We start from the raw sequence: 14,836 nt of genomic DNA on the forward strand, positions 1-14,836 counted from the left end.
TTGTAACCATTTTAGGTTTCTTTGGCTATATTGTGTAGTTTACAGCCTGAAACTAAGCGTTTGGTTAAGAAAAATTATCCAATTGAGATTCATTCTTATTTATGCTGTTTTTGTGTCGACTATTTGCTACAATTAAGCGATCAGTAATTCCCTACAAAAGAGGTGGATATGACACAACACAGTGATATTATCGTGGTTGGTGCAGGACCAGCTGGACTTAGTTTTTGTCGCAATCTGGCCGATACAGGATTAACGATAACCTTAATTGATCCGCACACTGCTGAGCAACTGGCCAATGCGCCTTTTGATGGCAGAGAGATTGCTTTAACTCATCCGTCTAAGAAGATTATGCAGCAGCTGGGTATATGGCAACTGGTGGCAGAAGAAGATATTCATCCACTGCGCCAAGCCAAAGTTATCAATGGTAGCTTTGATTATGCGCTGCACTTTAAGACGCCTAAGCAAGACAGCAAAAAGCAAGCGCTCGATACGCTTGGCTATTTTATTTCCAACTATCATATCCGCCGAGCCGCTTATCAAAGTGTCGCCAATCAGGACAATATCACCTGGCGTTTAAATGAGAAGGTTAAAACCGCCTTTAGCGATGAAAAACAGGCCACCGTCATTTTAGAAAGTGGTGAGCAGTTGACCGCAGATTTACTGATTGCTGCGGACAGTAGATTTTCAACCATTCGCCGTCAAATGGGTATTACCAGTGATACTTACGACTTTGGGCGTACAGTGATGGTGTTCCGAGTAGAGCATGAGCTACCCAGTGACCATACAGCGATGGAGTGCTTCTTTTATGGCTCGACTTTAGCATTATTGCCACTTAGCGATCATGTAACCAACTGTGTGGTGACCATCGATAGCCGTAAAGCACAAAGCTTGCGTGAGTTAACAGATGATGAGTTGGCAGCGCATATTGCTAAGCAATTAGATTACCGTTTTGGTGCCATGAAAATGGCCAGTGAGGTCAATGAATATCCGCTAGCTGGTGTACATGCTCGCCACTTTTATAGCAAGCGCTGTGCATTAATCGGTGATGCCGCTTGTGGTATGCATCCAGTGACGGCACAAGGCTTTAACTTGGGGTTACAAAGTCAGGATATCCTAGCCAAGCTGATCAAAAGATCAAAGCGCTTAGGTTGGGATATTAGCAGTGACCGCTTGTTAAGAGAATACAATTTGCGTCATCAGAAGAATACACGAGTTATTTATCATGGCACCAATGCGGTCGTAAAATTATTTACCGATGATAGATTGCCTGCCCGTATATTGCGTGATGGGGTACTGCATGTGAGTAATAATTTACCGCCATTGAAGCGTATGATTACTCGTCGATTGACTGGTTAATGAACACTTAGTGACTATCAGCTAACTAGCAGTACTTATTAAAAATCCATCCCCAGCCCTTCCTTTGGAAAAGGAAGGGAGTTAAACCCCACACAAGCCACCGCCTGTATTTTAAGTTGAGATTGGCGTTAATTAACCAACAATTAATCAACTGTCTAATAGCCAACAACCGCAGAGTCTGTGCGTCTTGGGTCTGATGAGCCATAAAGCCCCTGTGGTGTAACCATAATTGACTGTGTCGAGCCCATTGCAGCTTTTTGGCTAACCTTATGCCCCATTGACTCTAGCTTGTTTACCGTATCGATATTCAGTGCTTTTTCAACCCGTATCTCATCTGGCATCCACTGATCATGGATGCGTGGAGCGTGAGTGGCTTCAGCGATATTCATATCATGGTCAATCACATTCGAGATAACTTGGGTAACAGTGGTAATGATACGGCTACCGCCAGGACTGCCTGTCACGATATAGGGCTTGCTGTCTTTGAACACAATCGTTGGGCTCATCGATGACAAAGGACGCTTGCCAGCGGCAACGGCATTGGCCTCATTGCCCAGTAGACCATAGGCATTTGCCACGCCTGCTTTGGCCGAAAAGTCATCCATTTCATTGTTTAGCAAGATGCCAGTGCCTTCAGCTACCAAGCCGGTACCGTAAGAGAAGTTTAGGGTATAAGTGTTGGCGACTGCATTTCCGTCTTTATCAACGATTGAAAAATGAGTGGTCTCATTGCTTTCATAGGGCAATGGATTGTTCGGCTTCACCAAGCTGGCAGGCGTCGCCTTATTTGGATTAATCTTGGCACGCAGCTGCTGGGCATAATCTTTGGAGGTGATACCAGTTAACGGTACCTGCACAAAGTCTGCATCACCCAAATACTCAGAGCGATCCGCATAAGCCAATTGCATCGCCTCTGACATTAAATGAATGGTCTGGGCGCTGTTATGGCCATAGTCTTTTAGCGGATAGCCTTCTAAGATATTTAGAATCTGAATAATATGTGCGCCACCAGAAGAGGGCGGCGGCATAGAGGCAATTTGATAACCTCGGTAATCACCAACCACAGGTTGACGAATCAGCGCCTGATAGTCCGCCATGTCTTGCATACTAAGAACACCGCCAGCATCATTAACTGCTTTGACAATCTTTTCTGCCGTATCACCAGTATAAAAACCGGCTGCCCCTTGCTGTGCGATACGCTTTAATGAGGTGGCCAATTCAGGCTGATACAAGCGCTCACCGACCTGATAATGACTGCCATCGGCTTTAAAGAATATCTTAGCGCTGCTTGGCCACTTTTTGAGTCTGTCTTCTAGTGATACCAGTGACTCTGCTAAGCCTGGGGTAACTTCTATCCCATTTTCAGCCAGATCTATTGCAGGCGCCATCACTTGTGGCAATGTCATGCTGCCGTAGTTTTCTAGTGCAGTGACCAGACCGGCAACAGTGCCAGGCACGCCTACCGCCAAGCCATGATAGCGAGAGAGCTGCTTGTCAGCATTGCCCTCGCTATCAAGATACATGTCTTTGTCAGCTTTGAGCGGTGCTTTTTCACGATAATCAAGTGCAACCGTTTTACCCGTTTTGGCATCATAGATTATCATAAAGCCGCCACCACCGATATTGCCCGCACGTGGTAAAGTGACTGCCAGTGCAAAGCCTACGGCTACCGCCGCATCGACCGCATTGCCACCTTCTTTGAGTATTTGCAATCCAATTTCAGAGGCCAAAGCCTCTTGACTGGCAACCATCCCATTTTTAGCCCACAGCGGATGATGGATGGCATCGGCTGAGAAGATGGCTTGATCTTCGCTTTTATTGGTGGCACTGACAGCAGTTGTAGAGTTGGCACTGGCAGATAGGGCTTTAATGGTTTTGGTTTCAGATATTTGTAAGGGATTAGCATTTGCATTGGCTAGCGTTTCTGCACTGGCCAGTGATGACACTGCGAGGCTAACACTTAGAAAGCTGGTAACGACTAGCTTTCTAGCGAATCGGTGAGGCAGTCTAGGTGTCTGTTTAGACTGTGGAGTAATGGCGTTAATTTGTTGGCAGTTTGGGTTTGTCATATTATTTCTCACGTCCTTGTTGAATATAAAGCATCCTTGTTGTATGGCATACTTAGTTGAGAGGCAGGCTTAGTTGAGAGGCAAACTTAGTTGAGAGGCAAACTTAGTTGAGAGGCAAACTGGTTGCTGATAACAGCTTATGCCTATGAATAACTTAAGCCTATAAATAACTTATGCCTATAAATAACCCATATTATCTGATTTATCAGTGATTCGCATTAAAATGCTTAATATATTGCTGATATAAAGACTCTGCATGCGACAGCGAGGCTGAGTCCGTCAGCATCGTTTTGATTTTGCTCGCAGATTGCTGATCACCAGTCAGTTTTGCTAACACATAATATCTTTCTAGCGCCACAGGCTGAGTGTCTTTTAAATTGCTAATCAGCTTATAGATAGAGTCTGGCTGGGTATATTTAGTTTTAAATGATCCCTGATAATCATTAAAAATTAACAACAGTTGCATGTCGTCAACCAGCTCAGGATATAGCGTAGCATCTTTGGCTTGCAGTACATTTTTTAAATACTCAAACACATCACTTCTGGCGTTATCTATTGAATAATCAAAGTACTGATAAATAGATTGAGTTTCAGGGTCAAAGGCTTTCGCATCTTGCATCAGCCCATTTAAGCCTTGTTTAAACTTGCTGATGTCAGTGATGACTTGAGTATCAGTGTTCACCTGTGATGGGTTAGTAGCTTTTACACTGGTAAAAATAAGCAACTGGTTATAATCTCGTGCTGCCTGATTATCACCAAGTTTGGCGGCAGCTTGGATGTGTGAGGTATGCAGTTTTAAATAATCTGCTTTTGGCTCTGGCAATTCATAAGCACCACGTAAGGCATTGCGTAGAAGCCTTGCCATTGTTATATGTTCTTTTGCTGTCAGTGTGCCAGTTGCTTGATACTTTTGTTTTAAAGCAATGTAGTTGTCAATAGAGGGCTGTTTTTCACGCTCAGCGGTGCGCTCTTGTTTTGCTTTATCAATCGCCATCAATGCCGAATTACAGCCACTAATACCCAAAATTGAGACGATTAAAGTAGATAATAGAAGTTTGTTTGACATTATGTTCCCTTATTTTTAAGTTCTTTTCCCCACTCTCAACTTATTAGCATTTGATGTAGGCTGGTGCTTTTAGCCCAGCTATAGAATGAATTTTTATGACAGATGCTCAGCTAAAGCCACAACCTATTTAAAGAGTTGATATTGAGGAGTTTATAATTCTGGAGCTTGGTTACATTGTTTTTGTTAGATGGTGTAGTAAATGCAGCTAAGTTAAATCAAATTAAGTTGAATCAAGGGTTATTTACGACTAAAGCCTTGTCCTAACTTTAAGGTAGTGGCTAATTGATACGCTGTTCGAGCAACATTGGGGTAGGCATCAGCCAATATGTTTTCTAGTTTATCAAGCTTATGAATACTGGGTAGGACAATATCAAATGGTGAATTGTCTGTCGGTAAGAGGGTGAACTCATTTTGAGTGGCGGTATTTTTCATATTTTCACTATTTGTGCTATTTATATTATTTTCATTATGCTCAACGCTCCCACAGATAGCAATAATTGGTAGGTCTGGATTAATTACTTTAGCTCGTAAAGCCACGCCACTAGCTACTTTACCCATAGCAGTCTGGGCATCAAGTTTACCTTCACCAGTAATAACCAAGTCAGCATGGGCTAACTGCTTATCTAGTTGAACCACTTCAGAGATGGTGTCAAATCCTGATTTTAATTCAGCTTGGCAGTAAGCCATCAGCGCAAATCCTAAGCCACCAGCAGCGCCCGCACCCTCGACCTCTGCACAGTGTGGCTTGATATTGTGAGCATCTGTTGCGCTAACAGCAGCAGAGTCACTGGCAGCGGCAAAATGTGCTAAAGCCTTATCTAAAGCTTCAACATGCTCAGGGGCTGCGCCTTTTTGTGGACCAAAGACGTGACTCGCCCCTGTCAGACCACACAGGGGACTGGTTACATCACAAGCGACGGTAATCTTAGTAGTAGACAGCAACTCTTTTAAAGGTGTGGCATCGATACGGCGGGCATCAATAAGACTTGCACCGCCTGCGCTTACTAGATTGCCATTGGCGTCGGATATTTTGACCCCAAGCGCTTGTAACATACCAGCGCCAGCATCATTAGTGGCACTACCACCAAGCCCAATTAGCAATTGGCTGGCACCTTTGCTAATGGCATCGGCTATCATTTCACCGACCCCGTAAGTGGTCGTAATTAAAGGATTGCGCTCGCTTGATGTTAATAAATGCAGTCCGCATGCTTCAGCGACTTCAATAATCGCCATGCCATCATGAGTCAAAAAGTATTTAGCGATGACTGGGCGCATTAATGGATCATGCACCTCAACTTGTTGCCATGCGCCATCTAACACATAGGATAAAACGCTTGATGTGCCTTCACCGCCGTCAGCCAGTGGCAATAGATGGTATGTAGCCTGTGGGAAAACTTGGTTAAAGCCTTGTTTGATAGCCTTGCAAACATCAATAGCGTCTAGGCTTTCTTTGAAAGAGTCGGGGGCGATTAGAATGTTCACGACTGGGTTGAGTTTGCTTCTGTCGTTTTCGAGGCATCTACCACAACCGCTTGTTTTTCCTCTTCTTCATCCGCCTTATCTTCATCTTCCACACCCTCTTCATCAAAAGCGGCATCAAGCGCTTGTTGTACCGCTTCAATACGTGCTTGGCAAACTTTATAAGCAGCGATAGATTGCTCAACTGTATTCATCAGGTTATCAATGTCGGGCTCATTTGAGTTTTGCAGCTCTTCGGCATTGGTTTTTAGAATTTGATACGCATCTTTGAATGTTTTTGGGGTCGCTTTTTTACGAGTACGTGTGGCCATAATAGAATCCTTATAATCAATAAAGTGAACAAATTTTTGAGAAAGTAAATTAAAGGTCGATATAAAAGTAAGTCAGAATACAGTTAGTACTCAGCTCTGATTAGTTTCAGTAGAATCTGTATCAGCAGTTGGATGTTTATTGACATCATACACCACAGCTTTCACTTCGCCATCACTCATGGATACTTTAACAAAGTCGCCTTTTTCAATGCTGGAGACAGAGTTAAGGTATTTGTCATCTGAATTTTGGACAAAGGCATAACCTTGATCCAGCAAGCGAGCAGGGTTTTGGATTAACACCACTTGCTGATAATAACGCACTTGCTTGGCTGCATCTGAAAGACGCTGAAAACAGCTCTCTTTGAAAGTTTGATAGCGTGTGTCAATGGCGCTGCTGGCACGTGATAAGTGGTTATAGCTGAGTTGCTGAATTTGCTTCATATTGGAATTGCTAGTCATAGAAGCCTGACGTAGCTCAAATTTAGCATGCTGTTTAATGGTATTAAAATGCGAGTAACTTAAATGCTGCCAGCGTTGCAAGTTATAGCTGCTGGTATTTTGAATGGCAGTGAATTGACGCTCGGTCGCCATCGCCGCTTGGGTAACTTGTTGCTGGCTGGCGTGCCAAATGGTATCGGCAAAGTCTTGAGTGCGCTGCATCAGGCTAGCAAGGTGATTAACGATACCGGCAATCACCTTTGATGGCGTGTCAAAACTGGTGTGCGCAATCTCATCTAAAATGACACTGTCACGTTCATGACCGATACCGACCCACACTGGAATCGGCTGCTCAGCGACCAAAGCGGCCAACTCATAATCGTTCAGATAGGCTAGGTCGCCAACTGCACCGCCGCCACGAATAATCACCATCACATCGGGCAGGCAATCGTACTGTTTTTTAAAGGTTAGCATGGCTTTGGTAATGGCGTGACGTATCTCTTTTGGGGCGTGATTGCCTTGGAATGTGGCGTAATGATAATGGAAGTGACAAGCACCGGTGCGCTGCAGCTTATCGGCATCGGCTCGGAAGTCACCAAGGCCTGCCGCCTTTTCGGGCGCAATAACTAACACATGCTCAATATCAAATGGGGCAGGCACTTGCTTGTTTAAGCTGAGTAGGCCTTCAGCGCTAAGTCGTTCCAGCATGGCTGCATATTGGCGAGCCAAGTCACCTAAGGTATAACTGGGATCAATGTCATTAATGGTTAATGAAAACCCGTAGAGCGGATGGAAGTTTGCTGTTACGTTAAGTAAAACGGTAACGTCACGCTCTAACGCCATACCAGTAGCGCGTTCAAACTTAGCCAATACACGTGCCGCTTTAAATCGCCATAAGTTACCTCGGCAACTGGCGATAACTTTGCCATCATCGTCTTTTTCGGCCAGTTCAAAGTAATAATGCCCACCTTTACTGGATAAGTTACGAATTTCGGCTTTGACCCACACGCTGTGTTGAAAGGTTTCTTTGACGACCAGCTCGATGGCTGCCAGATAATCGCTCAGTCTAAGTACGGTGTTTTCTAATTCATCCGCTAGGGTGTCGCTGTCGTCAATATCAAGATATTTGGTATGGGCACTGGCATCGGCATCAAGCTCGGCTGTCAGTGCATCTAGGCGTGATAAGTCTGGCTTAGGCATAAGTATCTGTCTGTATCAGGGAGGTGGGTTTTATAATTATTATGCTTGTTTCATAAGCAGAAGGCTATTATAGCCAGTATGACATCAATCGCAACTTTTGGCTGAGATAATGCCTTTTATGAAAAACAATCTATCTTTGTCACACTCGCTAGACTTAATACATGTAGCGTTGCACTCGTTTTGCTTGATATCTTGATTTTCAGATTTGATAAAATCTAGGGCGTGTCTTCATTTGCAACTTTATAATTTATGGGCTAAAAATGGCTATATTTCCGCCAAACTGTGTCTAATTTCTAGCTAATATATCTATATTATCTGCGAAACTATCCTTGTTTGACAAAAATCTATCTCATTTTTAGCCACATAATCCAATTGAAGACACGCCCTAGTAATAAAGAGCGTTACAAAAGCCGTAGTAATTACTTAGCGTCATTGGCAGAAAAGGCATTAATAGATAACGCTTAAACGTCTGAGATAAACCTAAAAAGCCTCAATTATCAGTGATTGAGGTTTTTTTATGACCTAAAATTAATGAAATTCGATGCCCTGTAATTGAAAAACCCTCTATTGCGATGACGGTGAATTGAAGGTGCGGTTTAGCCTCGATTGTAGCGGATATACTTGGTAAAGCACGGGGTTACAGACGCTTAGCTAGGGGCGGTATCGCTGAGTCAGGAACGCCACTGGCTAGTAGCGTCTGTCCCCGTGCAAGCCAAGATAGTAGCGGAAAGCGAGAATAGCTACTCATGTGTTTTTTGATAATGATAATTAGCTTCGGTATTGGTTGTGGGCTTGGGCGGTAAATAATTGTGTTTGACTGCGTTGACAGCCTGTTATAGAAATAAACGCCTGAATGTATTACAGTGGAAGAGAGTTTTGATTCGTTTAAATATTTAGAATAAAGGGATTTTAGTATGATAAATAACTATAACGCTGCGCCAGAAGCCTATAACTTTCAGCTAACGATCAAGCAGCTATTAAACCGCTCAAAAGTTACTTCGCAAGATGAGGAAATCGTCTATGCGGATAAAAAACGCATGACTTATCGTGAGCTGTTTTCGCGTATTGCGAAGCTTGCGAATGTGTTAGATGGGTTAAATCTTGAGAAAGGCGATGTGGTTGCGGTGATGGATTGGGACAGTCATCGCTTTTTGGAGTCGTATTTTGCGGTGCCGATGTCGCAATATGTGCTGCAAACGGTGAATATTCGACTGTCTCCTGAAAAAGTGCTGTACACCATTAATCATGCCAAGCCTAAGGTGCTACTGCTAAACTCTGAGTTTGCGCCTATGGTGAAAGACTATCAATTTGAAAACTCCTCTATTGAGCATATTATTTGGCTTGATGATAATGAGACCAGTAGTGATGGGGTGTTTGGTATTAGCCAGAATCGTTTGCTTGGTGAATATGAAGCACTGCTAGCAGATGCCAGTGATGAATTTGAGTTTCAAGACTTTGATGAAAATACCATCGCGACTACGTTTTATACTTCTGGTACGACTGGTAACCCGAAGGGAGTGTTCTTTAGTCATCGCCAAATTGTTCTGCACGCCATGGCAGAAGCGGCCAGCTTAGGGGTATTGCCACAAAAGCAAGGCCTAGTGCTCGGTGATGTGTATATGCCGATGACGCCTATGTTTCATGTGATGGCGTGGGGCTTCCCTTATACGGCGACCATGCTGGGTATAAAGCAGGTGTATCCAGGGCGCTATATGCCTGATGTGATGCTTAAATTAATTGAGACTGAAAAGGTGAGTATTACTCATTGTGTGCCAACGATTTTGCAGATGCTACTAAAACAAGCAGAGGCGGAGGGCAAAGGCTTTAATGGTTTGAAAATGATTATTGGTGGGTCACGCTTGTCTGAGGGCTTGGCAAAAACGGCATTGTCAGCGGGCATTGAGGTTTATACGGGCTATGGTATGTCAGAAACTGCTCCGCTGATTGGATTAACAGAGTTTCGCTCAGATGAGCCTGAAATGACCGCAGAAGAAGATGTTAAGCGTCGTTGTTTGACTGGTAAGCCTGTGATTATGGTAGATGCCCAAATCTGGGATGGTAATAATGAGCGTGTTGCTAATGACGGTAAACAGACCGGTGAGCTTGTGCTACGTGCGCCTTGGTTAACTCAAAGCTACTTTAAAAATGCGGATGCAGGTAGTGAACTGTGGGCGGATGGTTACATGCATACTGAAGATATTGCCTTTATGACAGAAGATGGCACTATGAAAATTACTGACCGTTTAAAAGATGTGATTAAGTCGGGTGGTGAGTGGATTTCATCGCTTGAAATTGAAACTATCTTATCCTTGCACCCTGCGGTAGCTGATGTCGCTGTAATCGGGGTACGTGATGAGAAATGGGGCGAGCGTCCACTGGCCGCCATTGTCTTAAAACCAAACTATCAGGATACCAAGCCTGAGGATATCAAGGCTCTGGCCGAGCAAGCAGCTGAAAAAGGTATGATTCCCAAATATGGGGTGCCTGATCAGTATAAAGTCGTTGATGAGTTGCCAAAAACGTCAGTTGGTAAACATGACAAAAAGAAAATGCGTGAGCTGTATGTCGGACAGACCCAAATTTAATTTACTATAAGCGTATTGTTTTAGAAAACTTTAAGTTGTTTTATGGTTAGCAAAGCCGTTGCCCTTAAGGTAACGGCTTTTTGTATAAAAATCAATGTGATAGTATAGCTGTTTTTTTAGAGCTTTATTAGGGCAATGATGACCATGAATAATTTACAAAAACCAACGTCAGACAGCGCAGAGGTATTGTTTGAGCTAATTGATATCAAACAGGGGCTACAAATCGGCTTAATCACCTTAAATCGTGAAAAATCACTTAATGCGCTGACCACAGGTATGTGCCAAGCAATGAGTGCACAGCTGGGCGAGTGGGAAGCTAAGCTGGATTTGGTGGCTGTGGTGATTCGCAGTGCAGGCGAGCGCGCCTTATGTGCTGGTGGTGATATACGTATGTTATATCAAGCCCGTCAACAATGGGATGGCGAGGGCATAGCGCCACCTGAAGCGGTTGATTTCTTCGCCAGTGAGTATCATTTGGATACTCAAATGCATGAGTATCATAAGCCGATTATTATCTGGGGCAGTGGCATTGTGATGGGCGGTGGTATGGGTTTATTAAGTAGCAGTAGCCACCGTATTGTGACGGAAACCACCCGAGCAGCGATGCCTGAAGTGAATATTGGTCTGTTTCCTGATGCGACGGGCAGTTGGTTTTTACAGCGCTTCCCTGCCAAAACAGGGCTATTTATGGGATTAACTGGTGCAGATGCCAATGCCAATGATGCCTTGCTGTGCAACTTGGCTGATTTTAAAGCCAGTAGTCAGGACTTTGATCTGATGCTGCACTGTTTATGTGAAGCAGACTGGTACAGTGCGCTTACTGAGTCAGAAAAAAATAGCCTAAGCAGAGAAAATGACCTTGTCGAAATAAGCAGCTTTAATGGATTCAGTAATCGTAAAAGTAAGCTGATGGCTATTGCTAATAATACGTTAAACAAATTCAGCCTAGAGTCTGCTGCAACAGCTGAGTTTGCACCCAGTAATGTTGCTAAATTTATGCGACCTATTCAGCGCTTAATGAACTGTGGCGGATTGGATAAAATAGATGATATCTTGCAGTCTGATGAAAATATTGAAAGCTTTTGTTCTGAGTTTGTCGATAATGATTGGTTTAAAGCTGCCATAGGCAATTATCGCTATGGTTGTCCTGTGACCAAAGCGATTACTTATGAGATGTATCAGCGTGCGCATAACTTGTCATTGACCGAGGTGATGGCACTTGAGACCAATGTGGCGCTACACTGTGTCAATTATCCTGACTTTAGCGAGGGTGTACGGGCGTTATTGATAGATAAAGACCGCAATCCGCAGTGGAGTCGTAGTTTGGCTGAGTGTCTTGATGTAGAGGGGCAGGCTTATATCCATGAGCATTTTGAAAAGCTGGGTTAAAAGTGGGATAGTATTGATGTAGGCTTATAACAGCATGACTATCGTCATGCTGTTTTTTTGATGATAGAAAGAGACGACGCATCAGTTTTTATATTTTCCTATATAAAGAGAGACTTAACGATTATATTAATAATAAGGATGCGCTAATATAGTCATAGTTGGATAGAAGCGTAACAGTTTTAGTGGTGTGGCCATTGTTTGGTTAGTATTTTAGTTCGTTAACTCAACCTATTTTCTAATGACGACTATGACTGTCCTCATTGTGCTCGTGATTGTTGACTTAAGTCAACTGACGCTTCAAACTTGTAAGACTTTAATATTGCTGAAATTATTTTAATTTAAGGAATGCAAAATGGATTTTGCTCAATTAGACTCGCCCAAAAAACCCTCTGCATGGCTCGATTTAGACGCACTTGACCATAATATCAAATTGGTAAATGAAAAAACCAAAGCCGTTCATCTTCGCCTTGCCACCAAATCAATTCGCTCTATTGATGTTCTAAAATATATTATCGATAAATCCCCCAATTATATTGGCTTAATGTCATATGCAGCAGACGAGTCAGCATATCTGTTAGAAAATGGATTTGATAATATCCTTTGCGCTTATCCCACCTTAGATACCCAGAGTATTGCTAAAACTTTTGAATACACCAAGCAAGGGGCAACGATGGTTTGGATGGTTGACCGCCCTGAGCAGGTAGATGTCTTAAATCAAATCGCTAAAAGTCAAAACCAAACGGTAGAGATTTGTCTTGATATTAATATGTCGATGCCACTTCCTAAGCTGTATTTTGGCACCAAACGTTCTGCGCTTATCAAAAAAAGAGATGTTAAAAAGCTGCTTAAACATATTAAAAGCTGCCGACATGTAAAATTAGTCGCCTTGATGGGCTATGAGGCTCAAATAGCAGGACTGCCTGAGCATCTGCCGGGTAAGACCATGCTTAGTCCAGCAATAAAAATGTTAAAAAATCGCTCACAGAAGCAGGTGTCAACTCGCCGAGGTTCATTGGTTAGCTGGTTAATTAAACAAGGGGTTGATTTAAAGATAGTAAATGGGGGTGGTAGTGGGAGTATGGATTTTACTTCCAGTCAGCCTGAAGTGACCGAAATCACAGTGGGCTCAGCCTATTACAAGCCAGCTTATTTTGATTATATGGATAGTATGGCAGACTTTAAGCCCGCCGCAGGATTTGCGTTACCCATTACAAGACGGCCTGAGAAACATGTCATTACCTGTCACGGGGGCGGATTTATTGCTTCTGGTGCAGTAGGTATCGACAAAGCGCCTATTGTGCACTATCCACAAGGCTTGTCTATCTTGCCTGATGAGGGCTATGGTGAAGTTCAGACCCCACTTGTGGTTGATTCTAAAATTATTAAAAACGGCATGATGCCACAAATAGGCGATGCGGTATGGTGTCGCCACGCCAAAGCTGGCGAGTTATGTGAACATTTCAATGAGCTTGTGTGCTATCGCGCAAACGCTCAATTAACCGCAGAAGGAGCTGCATATACTATGACAACGTATAGAGGAGAGGGACAATGTTTTCACTAAATAACTGGAATAATAAAAAAAGCTGGGAAAACTGGGTCGGCTATGTGACAGCAGAACCAGAGCAAAAATTGACACCCTCATCGGTAGAAGAACTGCAAAGTATTATTAAGCAAGCTCGCATTGATAAGAAGCGAGTACGTGTCACAGGGGCAGCGCACTCATTTAGTGGTTGCGCCAAACCTGAAGAAATTGCCATTAGTCTTGATAATATTAGAGGCTTAATATCAGTAGATAAGGAGAAAAAACAAGCGACTTTGTACGCCGGTACGTATTTACATGAAATTGGTGACGCCCTGCGCGAACATGGCTTAGCGCTTGAGAATATGGGCGATGTGCAAGCACAAACCATAGCTGGTGCAGCAAGTACAGCAACCCACGGGACGGGTATTACTTTAGGCTCAGTTGCCAATCAAGTTGTTGCGTGGGAGTGGGTAGATGGTACTGGTGAGCTGCATACGCATGAACGTGGTAACCCTGAAACCGATGACCTTGGCAATGCGCTACATGTCAGCTTAGGTATGTTAGGTGTGTTTACTAAGTTAACCATTCAAGCGGTAGATATTTATGGTTTGCGGGAATCTAACGAGCGCCTAGAGTTCGAAGAGGGTCTTGCAGGCTGGCATGATGCCATTCATAGTCACCGACATTTAGAATGGTTTTTGTTTCCTGGCACTAATATGTTGCAGCAAAAGACTTTATCTGTGATTGAGCCTACACCAATGCGTCGTGGTCAAAAGCTTAAAGACAATTTTGAGAGCTGGGTGGTATTAAATGGAGCGTTTTATCTGCTATCTGAAATAGCAAGAATCTATCCAAAGCTGACCAAAAGAGTGAGCCAAATAGCCGCTGGATCTGTGCCTAATACCTTTCGTGAAGGGTATAGTTATGAGGTGTTTCCAACGCCTCGTGGGGTTAAATTTAACGAGACTGAATATTTTATTAAGCTGAGTGATTTTGATGCCTGTATTACCGAGGTGAATGATATCTTACTAGCGGATAATAAAAACTCGCATTTTCCAATTGAGGTGCGGACTCATAAGGGTGAAACTGGCATGCTAAGCCCTACTCAAGGTGAGGACAGTGTGGTATTGTCTTTCCACGTCTATAAAGGCATGGACAGTGATCCCTTGTTTGATTGGGTCTATGAGTATATGAAAAAGTGGAATGGTCGTCCGCATTGGGGTAAGGTGAATAAACTCAGTAGTGAAGAATTACACGCCTTGTATCCGCAGCTTAAGCGGTTTTTAGAGATTCGTGAGCAATATGATCCTGACAAAGTATTTTTTAACAGTTGGTTTGAGCAAAAATTTCAGTAGTGTTGCAGGTGCTCGGCAAATAATATGCTTAATCTATCGTATCTGGTATGCGTAACATCTTTGCTG

General features: G+C 43.4%; 9 protein-coding genes and 1 pseudogene. 5 read left to right on the forward strand and 5 right to left on the reverse strand.

Annotated elements, in window-relative coordinates; all coding sequences use genetic code 11:
- Positions 1-168 precede the first annotated feature (168 nt).
- Positions 169-1,356 (forward strand): 5-demethoxyubiquinol-8 5-hydroxylase UbiM, encoded by a 1,188-nt coding sequence (gene ubiM / locus H140_RS0104380; RefSeq protein ID WP_019672444.1) that lies wholly within the window; start codon positions 169-171, stop codon positions 1,354-1,356.
- 155 nt (positions 1,357-1,511) lie between these two features.
- On the opposite strand, the gene ggt is transcribed toward ubiM, so the two are convergent.
- The 5 genes and pseudogenes from ggt to xseA all read right to left on the reverse strand — a co-directional run bounded on the left by ggt (position 1,512) and on the right by xseA (position 7,919).
- Positions 1,512-3,425: a gamma-glutamyltransferase gene (gene ggt, locus H140_RS0104385; RefSeq protein ID WP_019672445.1), complete on the reverse strand. Its 1,914-nt coding sequence runs from the start codon at positions 3,423-3,425 to the stop codon at positions 1,512-1,514.
- A 205-nt stretch (positions 3,426-3,630) separates the two neighbouring features.
- Positions 3,631-4,491 carry a hypothetical protein gene (locus tag H140_RS0104390; RefSeq protein WP_019672446.1) on the reverse strand — a complete coding sequence of 287 codons (861 nt, stop codon included), beginning with the start codon at positions 4,489-4,491 and terminating at the stop codon, positions 3,631-3,633.
- A gap of 237 nt (positions 4,492-4,728) precedes the next feature.
- On the reverse strand, positions 4,729-5,973 hold the full coding sequence (locus H140_RS0104395; RefSeq protein ID WP_019672447.1) for a glycerate kinase: 1,245 nt from the start codon (positions 5,971-5,973) through the stop codon (positions 4,729-4,731).
- Positions 5,974-6,053: 80 nt separating this feature from the next.
- Positions 6,054-6,281: pseudogene (xseB, locus tag H140_RS13905) on the reverse strand (exodeoxyribonuclease VII small subunit); the annotation flags it as partial.
- 90 nt (positions 6,282-6,371) lie between these two features.
- On the reverse strand, positions 6,372-7,919 hold the full coding sequence (xseA, locus tag H140_RS0104405) for an exodeoxyribonuclease VII large subunit (RefSeq protein ID WP_019672449.1): 1,548 nt from the start codon (positions 7,917-7,919) through the stop codon (positions 6,372-6,374).
- A gap of 914 nt (positions 7,920-8,833) precedes the next feature.
- Between xseA and H140_RS0104410 the strand changes: the two genes are divergently transcribed.
- The 4 genes from H140_RS0104410 to H140_RS0104425 all read left to right on the forward strand — a co-directional run bounded on the left by H140_RS0104410 (position 8,834) and on the right by H140_RS0104425 (position 14,770).
- Positions 8,834-10,504 (forward strand): fatty acid--CoA ligase, encoded by a 1,671-nt coding sequence (locus tag H140_RS0104410; RefSeq protein ID WP_019672450.1) that lies wholly within the window; start codon positions 8,834-8,836, stop codon positions 10,502-10,504.
- A gap of 144 nt (positions 10,505-10,648) precedes the next feature.
- Positions 10,649-11,893 (forward strand): enoyl-CoA hydratase/isomerase family protein, encoded by a 1,245-nt coding sequence (locus H140_RS0104415; RefSeq protein ID WP_227672910.1) that lies wholly within the window; start codon positions 10,649-10,651, stop codon positions 11,891-11,893.
- Positions 11,894-12,245: 352 nt separating this feature from the next.
- The gene (locus H140_RS0104420; RefSeq protein WP_019672452.1) at positions 12,246-13,454 is read left to right on the forward strand and encodes an alanine racemase; all 1,209 of its coding nucleotides are present in this window, start codon (positions 12,246-12,248) and stop codon (positions 13,452-13,454) included.
- Complete coding sequence (locus H140_RS0104425) at positions 13,442-14,770, forward strand: D-arabinono-1,4-lactone oxidase (protein WP_019672453.1); 1,329 nt, start codon at positions 13,442-13,444, stop codon at positions 14,768-14,770. Before H140_RS0104420 ends, H140_RS0104425 begins: the two co-directional genes overlap by 13 nt.
- Positions 14,771-14,836 lie beyond the last annotated feature (66 nt).

This window comes from Psychrobacter lutiphocae DSM 21542, from assembly GCF_000382145.1.
GTDB classification, from domain to species: domain Bacteria; phylum Pseudomonadota; class Gammaproteobacteria; order Pseudomonadales; family Moraxellaceae; genus Psychrobacter; species Psychrobacter lutiphocae.

What these genes read in the sequence shown, in the direction of transcription:
- ggt (WP_019672445.1), bottom strand. Translation starts at nt 3,425, where the DNA reads ATGACAAACCCAAACTGCCAACAAATTAACGCCATTACTCCACAGTCT.
- ubiM (WP_019672444.1), top strand. Translation starts at nt 169, where the DNA reads ATGACACAACACAGTGATATTATCGTGGTTGGTGCAGGACCAGCTGGA.
- H140_RS0104415 (WP_227672910.1), top strand. Translation starts at nt 10,649, where the DNA reads ATGAATAATTTACAAAAACCAACGTCAGACAGCGCAGAGGTATTGTTT.
- xseA (WP_019672449.1), bottom strand. Translation starts at nt 7,919, where the DNA reads ATGCCTAAGCCAGACTTATCACGCCTAGATGCACTGACAGCCGAGCTT.
- H140_RS0104390 (WP_019672446.1), bottom strand. Translation starts at nt 4,491, where the DNA reads ATGTCAAACAAACTTCTATTATCTACTTTAATCGTCTCAATTTTGGGT.
- H140_RS0104410 (WP_019672450.1), top strand. Translation starts at nt 8,834, where the DNA reads ATGATAAATAACTATAACGCTGCGCCAGAAGCCTATAACTTTCAGCTA.
- H140_RS0104425 (WP_019672453.1), top strand. Translation starts at nt 13,442, where the DNA reads ATGTTTTCACTAAATAACTGGAATAATAAAAAAAGCTGGGAAAACTGG.
- H140_RS0104420 (WP_019672452.1), top strand. Translation starts at nt 12,246, where the DNA reads ATGGATTTTGCTCAATTAGACTCGCCCAAAAAACCCTCTGCATGGCTC.